The organism is Ferrovibrio sp. (assembly GCF_964218355.1).
Taxonomy (GTDB): domain Bacteria; phylum Pseudomonadota; class Alphaproteobacteria; order Ferrovibrionales; family Ferrovibrionaceae; genus Ferrovibrio.
Genome location: NZ_CAXPMC010000026.1, coordinates 107,880 through 122,390 on the forward strand (window position 1 = coordinate 107,880; position 14,511 = coordinate 122,390).

Annotated in this window: 13 protein-coding genes; 2 read left to right on the forward strand and 11 right to left on the reverse strand. The window is 63.0% G+C overall.

The window, feature by feature from the left end; genetic code table 11:
• Positions 1 to 12: 12 nt before the first annotated feature.
• Positions 13 to 843, forward strand: a complete 831-nt coding sequence (locus ACEQZY_RS18515) for an MBL fold metallo-hydrolase (protein ID WP_341701853.1) — start codon at positions 13 to 15, stop codon at positions 841 to 843.
• Positions 843 to 1,706, forward strand: a complete 864-nt coding sequence (locus ACEQZY_RS18520) for a class I SAM-dependent methyltransferase (RefSeq protein ID WP_370156373.1) — start codon at positions 843 to 845, stop codon at positions 1,704 to 1,706. Before ACEQZY_RS18515 ends, ACEQZY_RS18520 begins: the two co-directional genes overlap by 1 nt.
• On the opposite strand, the gene ACEQZY_RS18525 is transcribed toward ACEQZY_RS18520, so the two are convergent.
• From ACEQZY_RS18525 to ACEQZY_RS18575, 11 genes are read right to left on the reverse strand one after another with little or no spacing between them, the layout of a single operon-like run.
• Positions 1,707 to 2,876, reverse strand: a complete 1,170-nt coding sequence (locus tag ACEQZY_RS18525; protein ID WP_341701855.1) for an ABC transporter permease — start codon at positions 2,874 to 2,876, stop codon at positions 1,707 to 1,709.
• A 9-nt stretch (positions 2,877 to 2,885) separates the two neighbouring features.
• Positions 2,886 to 3,911 (reverse strand): ABC transporter permease, encoded by a 1,026-nt coding sequence (locus tag ACEQZY_RS18530; RefSeq protein ID WP_341701856.1) that lies wholly within the window; start codon positions 3,909 to 3,911, stop codon positions 2,886 to 2,888.
• Between the two features lie 16 nt (positions 3,912 to 3,927).
• Positions 3,928 to 5,835: an ABC transporter substrate-binding protein gene (locus tag ACEQZY_RS18535; RefSeq protein ID WP_370156376.1), complete on the reverse strand. Its 1,908-nt coding sequence runs from the start codon at positions 5,833 to 5,835 to the stop codon at positions 3,928 to 3,930.
• A complete protein-coding gene (locus ACEQZY_RS18540) occupies positions 5,832 to 7,718 on the reverse strand; it encodes an ABC transporter ATP-binding protein (protein ID WP_341701858.1) in 1,887 nt (628 codons plus the stop codon). Before ACEQZY_RS18540 ends, ACEQZY_RS18535 begins: the two co-directional genes overlap by 4 nt.
• Positions 7,715 to 8,224, reverse strand: coding sequence for a hypothetical protein (locus ACEQZY_RS18545; RefSeq protein ID WP_370156378.1), 510 nt, complete (start codon positions 8,222 to 8,224; stop codon positions 7,715 to 7,717). Before ACEQZY_RS18545 ends, ACEQZY_RS18540 begins: the two co-directional genes overlap by 4 nt.
• On the reverse strand, positions 8,221 to 9,036 hold the full coding sequence (locus ACEQZY_RS18550) for a polysaccharide deacetylase family protein (RefSeq protein ID WP_341701860.1): 816 nt from the start codon (positions 9,034 to 9,036) through the stop codon (positions 8,221 to 8,223). The genes ACEQZY_RS18545 and ACEQZY_RS18550 overlap by 4 nt, the downstream gene beginning before the upstream one ends.
• Positions 9,033 to 10,190: a glycosyltransferase family protein gene (locus ACEQZY_RS18555; protein WP_370156380.1), complete on the reverse strand. Its 1,158-nt coding sequence runs from the start codon at positions 10,188 to 10,190 to the stop codon at positions 9,033 to 9,035. Before ACEQZY_RS18555 ends, ACEQZY_RS18550 begins: the two co-directional genes overlap by 4 nt.
• Before the next feature lie 14 nt (positions 10,191 to 10,204).
• A complete protein-coding gene (locus ACEQZY_RS18560; protein ID WP_341701862.1) occupies positions 10,205 to 10,786 on the reverse strand; it encodes a histidine phosphatase family protein in 582 nt (193 codons plus the stop codon).
• On the reverse strand, positions 10,783 to 11,922 hold the full coding sequence (locus ACEQZY_RS18565) for a glycosyltransferase family 4 protein (RefSeq protein WP_370156383.1): 1,140 nt from the start codon (positions 11,920 to 11,922) through the stop codon (positions 10,783 to 10,785). The genes ACEQZY_RS18560 and ACEQZY_RS18565 overlap by 4 nt, the downstream gene beginning before the upstream one ends.
• A gap of 3 nt (positions 11,923 to 11,925) precedes the next feature.
• The gene (locus tag ACEQZY_RS18570) at positions 11,926 to 13,164 is read right to left on the reverse strand and encodes a glycosyltransferase family 4 protein (protein ID WP_341701864.1); all 1,239 of its coding nucleotides are present in this window, start codon (positions 13,162 to 13,164) and stop codon (positions 11,926 to 11,928) included.
• Between the two features lie 39 nt (positions 13,165 to 13,203).
• A complete protein-coding gene (locus tag ACEQZY_RS18575; RefSeq protein ID WP_341701865.1) occupies positions 13,204 to 14,424 on the reverse strand; it encodes a glycosyltransferase in 1,221 nt (406 codons plus the stop codon).
• Positions 14,425 to 14,511: the final 87 nt, after the last annotated feature.

Below are 14,511 nucleotides of genomic sequence, written 5' to 3' on the forward strand. Positions count from 1 at the left end.
TAGGAGGCCCAAGTGGGGGTAGAAGAGTTCTATGTCCGCTTCTGGGGTGTCCGCGGCAGCATTGCCGTGGGCTCACCCGATGTCATGCGCTACGGCGGTAACACGTCGTCGCTGGAAATACGCTGCGGCTCGCATCTTCTTCTGTTCGATGCGGGCACGGGTTTGCGCGCGCTCGGCATTGCGCTGCGGGAAGAAAGCCCGGTCGATGCGGACCTTTTTCTCACCCACACCCATTATGACCATGTCTGCGGATTGCCCCATTTCTGCGCCGCGTTCAACCCGCAAAACCGCTTTCGCATCCATGCCGGCCATGTCACCGATGCCGGCGGCATCAAGGGTGTGCTGAAGCAGATGATGTGTTCGCCGCTGTTTCCGGTGCCGCTGGAGATTTTCCAGGCCGAGCTCAGCTTTCATGATTTTCGTCAGGGAGACGTGCTGTCTCCGCATCCCGGAGTGACAGTGCGGACAGCGCCCCTGAGCCACCCCGACCTCGCAACCGGCTACCGCGTCGAATATGCCGGCAAGTCGATCTGCTACCTGACCGATACCGAGCATCCGGCTGAAGGTTTCGACCAGCATATCCTGAAGCTGATCCGGGGCGCAGATATTGTGATCTATGATTCGATGTATACCGACGAGGAGTACGCCTGCCGTCAGGGCTGGGGGCATTCGACGTGGCAGGCCGGCGCCAGGCTTTGTGACGAGGCCGGCGTCAAGACGTTTGTGGTGTTTCACCACGATCCCGAACATGATGATACCTTTATGGACAAGGTAGCTGCCAATGTGGAGGCCGCGCGGCCGGGTTCGGTGGTGGCCCGTGAAGGCATGATTCTGCGCCCCTGATGATGGCAGGCCGTTCCGTCAGCCGCCGGCTCCGCATGGGGCTGCAGACCCTGCTCGGCCCGGTATTCGGCCTGCGGCGCCAGGGGTTCTTCATCCCATATCGCTACGCCGACAATGTTGCCGAGCGCCAGCCGGCCTATGCCGCACTGGAAAGCCGTTTCATGGCGGCCGTTCCGGCTTTTGCGGCGCTGTTGAGCGAAGCCGGCAGCCATGAAGTGGCGTTTGATCGTATTGCTGCCACTGCTGACTCTCCGCCGGCACCGCGGTTTACCCAGAGCTGGTTCCCCACGCTCGATGCGGTGGCGGCTTACACGCTGGTCCGCCGCCATCGGCCGGCCCGCATTGTCGAGGTAGGGTCCGGCCATTCGACGCGGTTTCTCGCCCGGGCTGTTGCGGATGCCGGGCTGGACACCGCGATCACGGCAATCGACCCGGCGCCGCGTGCCAGCCTGCAGGGCCTGCCGATACGGTTCATCCCGGCGGTGATGCAGACCGCCGATCCGGGAATTTTTGCGGCCCTGCGGCCAGGCGACATCCTGTTCATCGATTCGAGCCACATCCTCATGCCCGGCACGGATGTCGACTGGCTGCTCAACCGTATCCTTCCTGATCTGCCGGCCGGAGTGCTGGTGCATATCCACGACATCTTCCTGCCCGATGATTATCCGGCCGACTGGGGCTGGCGGGGCTATAACGAACAGCAGGGGCTGGGCCCGATGCTGGCCGGCGGCTGGGATATTCTGTTTGCCAGTCATTACATGGCAAGCCGCCATGCCGGTATCGTACAGGAGAGTATTGCCGGTCGTCTGCCGGCGGCAGCCGAGGGGCGCCCCGCCAGCCTGTGGCTGGTTCGACCACGCTAGCTAGCGGTAAGGATCCGCCGCATCGCGCAGGCCATCACCGAAAAAGTTGAAGGCCAGGACGACGATGATCACCGGGATGGCTGGAGCCATCAGCCAAGGGTACAAGGCCACCACATTAATGTTCTGCGCCTCATTGAGCAATACGCCCCATGAAGTGATTGGCGGGCGCAGTCCAAGGCCGAGGAAAGACAGGGCGGTTTCGCCCAGGATCATGGATGGAATCGACAATGTGGCCGAGGCAATCAGGTGGCTGGCAAAACTGGGCAGCAAATGCCGGCCGATTACCCGGGCCGGCGAAGCGCCCATCAGCTCGGCCGCCGTGCAGAAATCCTCCTCGCGCAAACTGAGCAGCTTGGAGCGTACGGCACGGGCGAGACCTGGCCAGTCGAGCAGGCCAAGAATGATGGTGATGCCGAAATAGACCAGAATTGGCGACCAGGTTACCGGCAGGGCGGCGGACAATGCCATCCACAATGGCAACTCTGGCAGGCTGCGGATCATCTCGATCAGGCGCTGGATCAGATTGTCGATCCAGCCGCCGTAATAGCCGGAGATGCCACCCAGGACGATGCCAATCAGGAAGCTGATGATGATGCCGATCAGGCCGACGGTCAGCGATATGCGCGTGCCGTAGACGATACGGGAAAAGATATCGCGGCCGAGCCGGTCGGTCCCCAGCAGATAGAACTGGCCGTCTTGGGCGGGACAGACCAGATGGAAATCGGCCTTGATCAGGCCCCAGAATTCATAGGGGTCGCCGCTGCAGAAGAATCGCAGCCTGTGTACCTTGCTGCGATCCGGCGAATATTCCCGCTTGAGGGTTTCGATATTCATCTTGAAGCGGTTGCCGTAAACGAAGGGGCCAATGAACTCCCCTTCGTGAAACAGATGGATCGCATGGGGCGGGGCATAGATTGCCCTTGGATTGCGGGTCTGCAGGCTGTAGGGGGCGATGATCTCGGAAATCAGAGTCGAGGCGTAGATCAGCAGCAGAATCACGCCACACCAGACGCCGAGGCGATGACGGCGGAATTTCCACCACATCATCTGCCATTGTGAGGCGCTGTAGAAGCGTTCCTGCTCGGGCGTCAGGGCCTCGACCCGGTAGGGATCGAAAGGCTCGCGGTTGACCCAGTGTTCGGTCTGTTTGGATTGCGAAGTTTCCGACATGGCCAGCCTCTATTTCGCCGGCCCGCCGGCCAGCCGGATACGCGGATCCAGCAGGGCCAGCAGGATGTCGGAGATCAGCATGCCAACCACGGTCAGCAACGCGAGAAACATCAGGAACGAGCCCGCCAGATACTGATCCAGCGACTGCAGGGCGCCAAGCAGCATCGGCCCGGCTGTCGGCAGGCTCATCACCACCGATACGATCACCGATCCGGAGACGATCGATGGCAGCAGGTTGCCGATATCGGAAATGAACGGATTCAGCGCCATGCGGATCGGGTACTTGACCAGCAGGCGCAGCGGCGGCACGCCCTTGGCGCGGGCTGTCGTCACATACTGCTTTTGCAGTTCGTCCAGCAGATTGGCACGCAGGCGGCGGATCATCGCTGCCGTGCCGGAGGTGCCGATCACGATCACCGGGACCACCATATGGGCCATCAAGGACTGGAATTTCTCCCAGTTCCAGGGTGCGTCGATCAGTTCCGGATCGACTAGGCCGCCCATGCTGACCCCGAACCAGATATTCACATAGTACAGCAGCACCAGTGCCAACAGGAAATTCGGTGTCGCCAAGCCGATGTAGCCGAACAGGGTAAAGCCGTAATCGCCCCAGGAATATTGCCGCGTTGCGGAATAGACCCCGATCGGGAAGGCGACGATATAGATGAACAGGATCGTGAAGAGATTGATGATTGCAGTCATCGCCAGACGGTCACCGATCAGTTCGCCGACCGGGCGGTTATATTCGAAGGACCAGCCCCAGTCGCCCTGCAGCAGGCCGGAAAAGCCGTTCGGCCCGGGCCATAGGCCCATCCAGATTGCATATTGTTCGATCGCCGGGCGGTCCAGTGCATACTGGCGACGGAGGAATTCAACCCGCTCCAGTGCGCCGCTCTCACCCTGCGCCCGCAATTCGGCAATCTGGTTGCTCAGATAATCGCCGGGCGGCAGCTTGATGATGATGAATATCAGCAGGCTGATCACCAGCAGGGTGGGAATCATCAGCAGAAGGCGACGGGCCAGATAGGTCAGCATGTCGGGTGATCCATGCTCACTGCCGCAGCCAGAAGCTTTCCGGCCGATAGATGCCGATAAAGGCTCCGGGGTCCCAGTTGAACACGCCTTCCTTGGGAATATTGACCAGCCGCTTGCTCACCACGATTGGCTGGAAGACGCCGCTGATCACCCCGATGGTGAAGGTTTGCTCGGCGTGAATCTGCAGCATGCGATGCCAGATCCGGGCCTGTTCGTCGCGGTTGGAGGTGCTCATCCACGCATCGTAAAGTTTGTACAGTTCCTGTGCTGCCGGCAGGTCGATGGGCTCGCCGGACTGGCCACGGGTCTCGTGCCACTGTCCCCATTTCGGCCATTGCAGGCCATATTGCGAGGTCGGGGCCAGTTCTTCCGGATTGGTGCCGGCATTGGCGAGGCCGTTTTCGAGGCCAGTCCAGACCGACATGATCGCTTCACCGGCGAAGATGCGGTTGCGCACGATGTCGCGCTGGCTCGGTTTCGAGAACAGCTTGACTCCGATCTTTGCCCAGTTCTCGCCGATCAGTTCGAGGATGTCGGTCTGTTCGGTGTCCTCACCAGCGGTTTCGACGATGATTTCCAGCGGCCGGCCATCCGGCATCAGGCGGATGCCACTGCTGTCGCGGCGCGCCAGCCCGATCTGATCGAGCAGGCGGTTGGCAGCGGCCGGATCGAAGGTGGCGTTGGTCGTCTGATATTCGGGGCGGAACAGCGGGCTGTCCGGCAGGACGGTGTTGTTCGCCTCGATACCAAGGCCGAAAAACAGCGACTCGTTGATTGCCTGACGGTCGATGCCGAGGGACAGGGCATGGCGGAAGCGCGGATCGCGCATCAGTTGGCGCCAGCCCGGATCGTTGCTGTTGAGATTCGGGAATAGGGCGAAATGAGAGCCCTTCGCGGTCCGCCACAGCAGAGTACGGTAACCGGAGCGTTTCTCGTTCTCCTTCAGGAAGGTAAAGTTGTTGAAGGAGATGTTGCGGAACTGCAGGTCGGCCTCGCCGGCGCCCGCCTTGGCAGGAATCAGTTTGCTGTCGGCCAGGCTGAAAACCAGGCGATCGAGATAGGGCAGCTGCTGGCCGGTTTGGTCCACGCGGTGGAAAAACGGATTGCGGACGGCAACAAACCGCACGGCGGGTGGCCGGGTGGTGATCACCCAGGGATCGAGTGTGGGCAGGTCGGGATTCTCCGCCTCGTACATATTGTCGATCTTGTTGTGCAGAGCGGCCCAGTTGCGCCGTTTGCTGGTCTCGATTTCCCGCTTCAGTGCCGCCGGGTCGGCATATTTGACATGGTATTTTTTCATGTAATGAGCCGGCCGGTAGATATAGAGCGGCGCCGTGCCGGCCAGTCTGGCAAGAAAATGCGGGTTCCGCCTGGTCCAGCTGTAGCGTACCGTCAGGGCGTCCGGGAAGCTGACCTGCGGCGGCTCGCCATCCACCATCAGGTCGACCGGGATGCCGGACGGGCTGAGTTCCCTGTTGTTGGCGACATCCTCCCAGTAGTAGCGGAAATCCTCTGCCGTGAAGGCTTGACCATCCGACCATTTGTGGCCGGGTCTGAGGCGGAAGGTGAACGTCCTGCCGTCCTCGACCGTATAGGATTCGGCAAGGTCCGGTATGATCTCGAATTGCTCGTTGTAGATAACCAGCCGCGTATAGCCGATCACCGATAACAGCCGGATGTCACGGGAACGGCCGATCATAGTGCGCAAATCGCCGCCGGACTGCCCGGCTTCGCGCGGGGCCTGCAGCGGCATCACCAGTGGCTTTTCGGGAAGCCGCAGCGCCACCGGCGGCAGTTTGCCGGCGGAAACCATGGCTGCGAGGCTCGGCGTTTCTTTGTAATCACCCGGTTGTGCCCTGGCGGCCGGAAGCAGAAGGGCAAAGGCCAGCAGGCTCGGCAGGAGAATGCGGTTCAGGGGCATCATGCAACCAGATCCCGGATATCGGCGTCCGCGGCGGCACGAACAAGATGACCGTCGGCAACTTCCAGCATGCGCGGTCTGGAGGCTCCGTCAATTGTGAAGGGGGCCGGCCACAGGGCAGGATCGGAGGCCTTGCCCTCCATCAGCAGGCGCAGATCTAGCCGGCTGCCCGGATCAGGCTTGGGCACGGCTGAGAGCAGGGCGCGGGTATATGGGTGCACAGGATTGCGGAACAGCTGCTCGCGCGGCGCCAGTTCGACTAGGCGGCCGGCACACATCACGGCAATGCGGTCGGCGATGTAGTCGACCACCGCAAGATTGTGGGAGATGAACAGGTAGGTCAGATTCAGCTCAGCCTTCAGGTCTTTCAGCAGATTGAGAATCTGTGCCTGGATCGACACATCCAGGGCCGAGACCGGTTCATCGCAGATCAGCAGGTCGGGCTGAAGGGCAAGGGCGCGGGCAATGCCGATGCGCTGTCGCTGGCCACCCGAGAAGGAATGCGGATAACGCCGCAGGAAACGGATGTCGAGGCCAACCAGTGCCATCAGCTCTTTCACGCGCTCGAAACGCTCATCCTCATCACCGATGCCGTGGATTACGAGTGGCTCGGAAATGATATCAAACACAGTCATGCGCGGATTCAGTGATGAGAACGGATCCTGGAATATGAACTGAACTTTGCGTCGGTAGTCGAACAGGGCTCCGCCCTGTAGAGTCAGGATGTCAACCATCCGGTCGCCGTCGTGGAAACGCAAGCTGCCGCTGTCGGGCTGGACCGCCCGCATGATCATCTTGCTGGCCGTGGTTTTGCCGCAGCCCGATTCTCCGACCAGGCCGAGGCATTCGCCACGACGGATGGTGAAGCTGATGTCGTCGACGGCAATTACCCGGTGTGCTGCCTGCCCGCTGAAGAGACCGCTTTTGCGTAACGAGAAGGTCTTGCTGACATGCTCAACCTCGAGCAGGGGAGCTCCGGCCTGCTGCAGGATAGCTGTTGGGTCGCGGCGCAGAAGCCGGCCAACCTCTCCCTTGATCTCACGGATTGGTACCAGTCGCTCGCCGGGTTTCATGTCGAAACGCGGCACGGCATTCAGCAGGGCGCGCAGATAGGGATGCTGCGGGTCGCCGAAGATATCATGCAGTGCGCCGCGCTCCATAACCCGGCCATGATACATGACGACAATTTCATCAGCCATGTTGGCGACGACACCAAGATCGTGGGTGATCATCAGCACGGCCATGCCCAGTTCCGCCTGCAGATCCTTGATCAGTTTCAGGATCTGCGCCTGGATGGTGACGTCCAGCGCGGTGGTGGGTTCATCGGCGATCAGCAGGGCCGGACGGCAGACCAGGGCCATGGCGATCATGGCCCGCTGGCGCAGGCCGCCAGACAGTTCGAAAGCATAGGTCCGCATCGCCCGTTCCGGATCGGGGAAGCCAACCAGACGCAGCATGTCAACAGCCAGCCTGTGCCCGTCTTCCGTGCTGGCACTGCGATGCAGATGCAGTGCTTCGGTGATCTGGTCGCCAATGGTGTGCAGCGGGCTGAGCGACGTCATCGGTTCCTGGAAGATGATCGAGATGCGGCCGCCCTGCAGCTTGCGCATTTCTCCGCCATTGCCGGCCAGTGCGGCAATATCCACGGCACCGCCACGATCCGGGTCATGGAAGATGATCTTGCCGCCGGCTATTCGTGCCATTTTCGGCAGAATTCCCATAATAGCCTGGCTGACGACGGATTTACCCGATCCGGATTCACCGACCAGCGCAACAGTACGGCCTTGCGGGATGGTGAAGCTGACGCCGTCGACAGCCTTGATTTCGCCTTCGGGCAGGTCGAAATAAACGCGCAGATCACGGACATCGAGAACGGCCGCAGTCACAGGTGCGCTCCCTTTCGGAGGTCGGGCGCATCCAGACGTGCCGCATTGATGCGGGTGCTTTCGGCGAGCGGAATGCCACAACTGTCGGCGGCTGCAATGGCCTGCCGCACCAGCAGCGGGAAATCCGTCAAACGGCTATCAACACGCACGCGTCCCCCGTGTCCCCTGATCGTCAGTTGCAGCCACCCCTCACTCCGGTCCCGACGGGTCGAGAAGTATCGCAGGGATACCGCCGTGATCTGCGACCACGGAACAACCCAGCGCCAGCCGGCATGCCACCGCGAAACCTGCGTGATGCCCCCGGAGTCGAGTTCAATCTCGATCTGCTGGCGCCACACGGTATTGGCGCCGAGCCAGGCAAACAGCAGGGCCAATGCGGCTAGCAACACAAAAATGACAGATTGGGGCGAGGCAAACAACAGCAGTCCGGCACAGATCAGCAGCCCCAGCAGGGCGCGCAGGTAATCCGGCCACAGCCGGGCGAGGGGGTAATACAGCCGGGTCATGACCGTGGTGTGACGGGCCGGGGCGCGATGGACTGGTCCGGCCGGCCAATGGCGAGGGCTCCGGACCAATCAAGCCAGCGTGCGGCAGGGTGCCGACCGGTGTGGGACAGGATTCCGGCCAGAAAGTCCCATTCTGCCGCATCGTGGCGTAAATGGTGGCTGAGCAGGCCGATCGGTTGGGGCGGTTGCTGCCCGAGACGCTGGGCCTCCAGAAGGCGGAGGCAGGTCTCAAAGCAGTCCGCAGGGCCATGTCCAGGGCCGGAGCCGTGCCAGTCCACCGGGTCGAGATGGGTGTTCAGTTGTACCAGATCCGGCGCGGCCCAATAGGATTCACGCGGTTTATAAGCAGAAATGGCCTGGTATCCGAGCCGGGGCAGCGCCGGCAGCAGGTCGGCAGCGAACCGGTTCCAGGGAGGCACCAGAACCGGGGCCGGCTCCAGCCCGAGTGCGGCCAGCCGGCGGCGGCCCTCCCCCAGATCGTTCCGGCAGGCCTCGGGGGCTCGTGCTGCCGGGAATTCCGACTTTTTCTCGTGCTGCAGTGCATGATTGACATGGCCAAACCCATGCTGCGCCGCACAGACTCCGACCAGCCCGCGCAGGCGTGCCGCGAGGGTCGGGCTGGCATCACGGGGGATCACCGCCAGCAGCAGCGGTGCTTCCTGCTCGGCCTGCAGGGCAAGCAAATGTTCCAGCGCCGGGGTGACAGTGACTGCATCGTCATCCCGCCACCAGAAACTGGCTGTCTGGCCGCGATCCTGCCAGAGATCCAGTTCCGCAGTCAGGCGATGCCAGGGCAGCCGGCTGGCTGTCATTGTCGCGCAGCCACGAATTGCCTGACCAGCCGCACGGTTTCATCAGCCCCGTCGAGGCGGATACCGGCATCGGGTTGGGGCGGGCTGGCCAGCGCCCGGTCAATCGCTGCGGCAAGGCGCTGCGGCGTCAGTTCACTCTCGCGCACTGTCTGCAGCAGGCCGCGTTCTGCGAGCAGATTGGCGCGCATCGCCTGCTCGGTTTCCTCGCCGCCGGCAAAGGGCACGATCACAGCAGGAACCTTGCTGGCCAGCGTTTCCATGACGGTATTATAGCCGGCTTTGCTGATGGAGAGGCGGCAATGTCGCAGCATGCCGGCGAAGTCGGACCGTACTGGTTCGACGGTCACGCCGGTTCCTGCCGCTTCTCGCAGGGCGGCTATCTCACCCGGGTCATCATGACGGCTGACCAGGATACGCCAGGGCAGGTCGTGCGCTGCCGACAGGGATCGCGCGGCCAGTGCAGCGCGGAACAATGGCATGCCGACAGCGCCCCCTCCGGCTGAGACCAGAACCTCGCCCTGGCCATCCACCGTTTGCGGGATCGCCTGCCTCTCGACGATATAGCCGGTATAATGCAGCTGGCCGGCAATCTCCCGCGCCAGCGGGAAGGTTGCCTCGAAGGAAACGAGCGCCGGATCGCCATGCACCAGCGCGACATCGTACAATGTCTGCAGCCAGTGAATGGCATCACGGTCGCGTTCCGGTTTGGTGCGATCGACCAGGATGTCGCGGACAGAGGAAAAAACCACAGGGCGACGGGCCATGCCGCGGATATGCTCCAGCAGCGGCAGCAGTTCAAACCGCATTGGACGGCGCCCGAAGGGGAACAGTTCGGTCAGCACTGCATCGGGGGCGAACCGGCCGAACGCATCCATCAGGGCTTCGATTCTGCGGGCGCGCCAGGCATCGGTGATCGGACGTCCGGTCTCATCAAGCAGAACCCGGAACGACGCATCCTGCGCCCGGGCAGGGGGCAGTTGCACGAAGCGGATATTGTCCAGGTCGTGCAGGGTCGGGTCCGGCATACCCCCGGAAACCAGCATGGTTTCGCAGCCGCCACGCCGCATCGCGCGCGCGATCGCGGCAACGCGATGCAGATGTCCGACCCCCAGCAGATGCTGGACATAGATCATGATGCGGGGCGGCGACGGCATCAGGGGCTCCGGCTTCAGGCGAGGGGTATATTCATGGCCAGCGGCTCGGGCCGGCCATCGGCAGTGATACGAAAATCATGCAGGCATTGCCAATCCAGCCGTACCGGGGACTTGCCAAGCATCGGCCAGCCATACGCCTCGGCAAGCAAGGCCCGGATCACGCCTTTATGGGTGACGGCACCGGCATCCTCTCCGGTGGCGGCCAGCCGTTGCAGCCAGGGTCGCAGGCGAGCCTGAACCTGGCGCGGACTTTCTCCGCCGGGGGGCTGGAAGTCCAGTCCGCGTGCTTCGTTGGCGGCTAGGTGCACGCCATCCAGCGCCCGCAATTCGGAAAGACTGCGGCCTTCATATTCGCCCCAGTCCATTTCGATCAGTGCCGGCTCGATGTCGGCTGCGATACCAAGAACCGCAGCGGTACCGGCGGCGCGCTGCAGCGGACTGGTATACCAGTGCCGTTGCCGGAAAGCCGGCGGCAGACTGCGGCCGGCCAGCTGTTCCCGGCCGGCCGGAGACAGGGCGATATCAGCGCGACCTTGCAGGCGGCCCGCTGCATTCCAGTCCGTAGCGCCGTGACGCAGAAGAGCGAGACGGATCATGCCGGCAGCCCCAGGCGCACAAAGGTGGCGGCCAGCCGTTCCTGCGCGGCCGTGATTGACAGATGTCGCGCCACCAAAACACGGGCGGCTTTCGACATGGCCTGCCTGCCTGCCGTATCGGCCAGCAGGCCGTCCAGTGCAGCGGCCAGTGTTTCAGGGCGGTCATCGGTGGCGAGGCAGCCGGTTTCGCCGTGGCGGACGATATCCGGAACACCGCGGGTATTCACCGACAATACTGGCAGGCCTGCCGCCTGCGCCTCCAGCAGTGCCATACCATAGGCTTCATTCACTGCCGGCCAGATGCAGAGATCGGCGGCAGCATACAATCCGGCAAGGGCCGCCTGTTCAAGTTGCCCGGTGAACACCACCCGATCGCCCAGCGCAGCGAAGGCATTGCCGACTGCCGCGCGTTCCGGCCCGTCGCCAACGACGATCTGCAGCCAGGGCCGGCCGGCAGCCAGCAGCAGGGTTTCGGCCAGCCGGCGGAAGGAGGCGAGTTTGTCGCCCGGCCGCATCATGCCGACAGACAGCAGCCATGGGCGATCGGTCTGCAATCCGAACTGTTCGGCCATGCGGATACGCCATGCAGGCCGGTCTGCCGCGGCAGCGGCAAAGGGGGTAGGATCCAGGAAGGGAGGGAAGAGGCTGACTTTTGCGGCGCCGGCATAGGTTGCCAGACAGGCGCGATCCAGTGTTGTCATCGCCAGCAGGGTATCGGCCGAACGGATGGCGTGTCCGGCCTGGGCATAGCCGGCGGCCCAGAGACCATTCTCGCGCTTTGGAGCCACGGAAGGCTCCGCGATCACATAAGGCAGCCCGAACCGCTGCTGCAGCGCCGGCGCAATATAGTCGGCGGCCTTATGGTAAACGTGATAGGTCAAAAGCAGGGCGGGCTTCGGCCGGTTGCCGCTTTCCCAGTCCTGCGCAATGCGGCGAACCTCGTCAGCGGCCGCTGCCGAAGTGGCATTCTCCACTGCCGGATCGCCATCCCTGTTGTAGCTGCGCAGGCTGGAGATCAGCTCGACGGCATGTCCCATGCCCTCCAGAGCCTCGATCAGCAGTCGGGCGACCCGGCGATCTCCGGACGGAGCCGGATGGTCAGGTGGCTTGAGCGGGGCGTAGAAGCCGATGCGCATGGATCAGCCGGCAAGACCGAAATGCCGGGCCAGGACCTCTATCCCGGCCGCCATGCCGAAATGCGCGCGGACCCGCGCCGCGCCGGCCTGCCCCAGTCGTTCGCGCAGACCGGGATCGACGATCAGCCGGTTCAGCGCCACAGCCATTGCCTCGGCATTCTCCGGCTCCACCAGCAGGCCGGATTGGCCATCGATCAGGAATTCCGGAATCGCCGAGATGGCCGAGGTTGCACAGGGTAGCCCCTGGCTTTGGGCTTCCATCAGCACGTTGGGAAGGCCGTCCATGTCGCCATCGCGGTCACGGCGGCAGGCTAGGGCAAAGGCATCCGCCTCACGATAGGCGGCAATCACCGCTTCCTGCGCCTGCGATCCGGCCCAGGTTATGCGGTCGGCGATGCCCAGCCGTTCGGCCCGCGCCCTGAGGTCCGGCAGCAGTGGTCCGCCGCCAATATGGGTCAATGTCCAGTGCAGGTCGCCGGATAGCTGTGCCAGCGCATCCAGCAGAATATCGTAGCCCTTTTTCTCGACGGCGCGACCAACCGACAGCAGGCGCACCGGTTGGGCCGGGTCCTGGCCGTCTCGCCGGTCCAGCCGGCGAGGCGGTTCCGGGAACCGGTCAAAATCGAGCCCGTGGTATGCCAACGTGACTTTGCCGGAGCCACCCAGCGCCGACAGGTGGGTCAGGTTGTGGCCGGTGCAGGTCACCATCCAGTGGCTGTCCGCCAGCTTTTCCCGCTTTTCCCATTCCGGGGTGATCCAGATGTCGCGCGCATGGGCTGAGGCGCTCCAGGGCAGGTCAAGCAGATGTGCAGTGTAGCGGGCCACTGAGCCAGGGGTATGGATGAAATGAGCGTGCAGCCAGTGGTACTGTTCCGGCAATTCGGCGGCCAGCACGACGGCCTGGCCGAAACGGCGAACCCGGTTGGGTGTCAGGTCGCGTACAAGGTCACGCAGCCACAGCCGGCGGGTTTTCCGGTAACCGGGCAGGCGCCGGACCCGCCACCAGGCACGCAGCACGCGCAGCGGTTCCTGGTACAGGTATTCCGGCAGATACAGCAGCGGTGCCCGGATGTGGTCGTGCAGGGCATGGCGCTTGCGGTCAGTCGGATGGCGCAATGAGACAATCAGGATGTCGAGGCCGCGGGCTTCAAGGGCCGCGATTTCCTGAGCGATGAATGTTTCCGACAGGCGCGGATAGCCCTTCAGGATGAAGGCGACCGGCACCGGCTGAGTACGCACCATGGATTGTCCACTTGTTCCGGCGGCCGGAGGTGAAGCGCGTCAGCCGCGCAGTTCGACCACATTGGCCATCGACGAGGCTGGGCGCAGCCACGGCTGAACCAGACGGTCGACATTGTCGAGGCCTTCCAGCAGTCCGGGAATCACGACTTCCGACGGCTGCGGCTGACGTGGCAGGCCGCGGATCGCCGCAGCCATCACGGCAGGATCATAAACCTCGTCGTCTTCCAGCATGCGAACGAGGCCCAGTTCCTGTGCCCGGCTGGCGCGGATGAACTGCTCCATACGGGGCCGCTTGCGCGGCACGATGATTGCCCGCTTGTCCAGAGACAATATCTCGCAGAAGGTGTTGTAGCCTCCCATCGCCACAACCCCAACGGCATTCTGGACCAAGTGTTCCATATGGGCGTCAAAGGTGATGGCTTCGACGCGCGGCAGACGGGCGACCCGGCTGAGAAATTCGCCGCGCCGCTCGCGATGCATGAAGGGGCCCAGCACCAGCAGGGCCGGGTAGGGCAGGATCTCACTGCTCTCGTAGGCTTTCAGAACCCAGTCGATCAGCCCTTCTCCGTCGCCGCCCCCGCCCGGCGTTACCAGCAGGAAAGGCCGCTGGGTCATTTCCGGCAGCTGGTGCTCCGGCGGGGTTTCCTGGGAGAACCGGGGCAGGTAGCCGGTATAGACCACCTTGCGTCGCACCCGGTCGGGCAGGGCGATCCCTTCCAGCGGATCGCAGAATTGTGGCAAGCCGTAGACCCAGATCTGATCGAACAGGGTTTTCAGGGCCGGCATAACATTCTTGCGTTCCCATTCCGGGGCCAGCAGGCTCGGTTCGTCCATGACATCGCGCAGGCCAAGCACCAGACGGGTGCCTCGGGCCTTCAGCATTTTCATGGTTTCCAGCGCCTCGCCCCGCAGACCAAGCGGTTCCTTGTCGACAATGAAGATATCGGGGTCGAAAATGCGGGCCGTATGCTGAATGATCTCGGCGCGGATTTTCAGGGTTTCCTCGATATCCATAGGCAGATTCAGCGAGGTGTATTGGCCGTCCCGCAGCTTGATGACGCCCGGGATGCGAACGAAATCAACCCGGCTGCGGAAATCGAAGCTGCCGATGATGGGCGAGCCGGACAGGATCAGAACCGACATGTCCTTGTGGCGTTCCACCAGGGCATGCGCAAGGGTGCGGCACCGGCGCAGATGGCCGAGGCCGAAGGTGTCGTGGCTGTAGATCAGCACACGGGTGCCGTCGCTGCGCGAAACCATGCTGGGACCCCCCTTGGGACCGCTCGGGGGGACTATGGCACAGCCCTCCGTCCTAGGCCAAGGGCCTGAGCCGGAGGTGTTTCCTCA

Coding starts and splice junctions, on each gene's coding strand:
- ACEQZY_RS18555 (WP_370156380.1), bottom strand. CDS start 10,190: ATGCCGTCGCCGCCCCGCATCATGATCTATGTCCAGCATCTGCTGGGG.
- ACEQZY_RS18560 (WP_341701862.1), bottom strand. CDS start 10,786: ATGATCCGTCTCGCTCTTCTGCGTCACGGCGCTACGGACTGGAATGCA.
- ACEQZY_RS18525 (WP_341701855.1), bottom strand. CDS start 2,876: ATGTCGGAAACTTCGCAATCCAAACAGACCGAACACTGGGTCAACCGC.
- ACEQZY_RS18575 (WP_341701865.1), bottom strand. CDS start 14,424: ATGGTTTCGCGCAGCGACGGCACCCGTGTGCTGATCTACAGCCACGAC.
- ACEQZY_RS18545 (WP_370156378.1), bottom strand. CDS start 8,224: ATGACCCGGCTGTATTACCCCCTCGCCCGGCTGTGGCCGGATTACCTG.
- ACEQZY_RS18530 (WP_341701856.1), bottom strand. CDS start 3,911: ATGCTGACCTATCTGGCCCGTCGCCTTCTGCTGATGATTCCCACCCTG.
- ACEQZY_RS18550 (WP_341701860.1), bottom strand. CDS start 9,036: ATGACAGCCAGCCGGCTGCCCTGGCATCGCCTGACTGCGGAACTGGAT.
- ACEQZY_RS18565 (WP_370156383.1), bottom strand. CDS start 11,922: ATGCGCATCGGCTTCTACGCCCCGCTCAAGCCACCTGACCATCCGGCT.
- ACEQZY_RS18520 (WP_370156373.1), top strand. CDS start 843: ATGATGGCAGGCCGTTCCGTCAGCCGCCGGCTCCGCATGGGGCTGCAG.
- ACEQZY_RS18570 (WP_341701864.1), bottom strand. CDS start 13,164: ATGGTGCGTACTCAGCCGGTGCCGGTCGCCTTCATCCTGAAGGGCTAT.
- ACEQZY_RS18535 (WP_370156376.1), bottom strand. CDS start 5,835: ATGATGCCCCTGAACCGCATTCTCCTGCCGAGCCTGCTGGCCTTTGCC.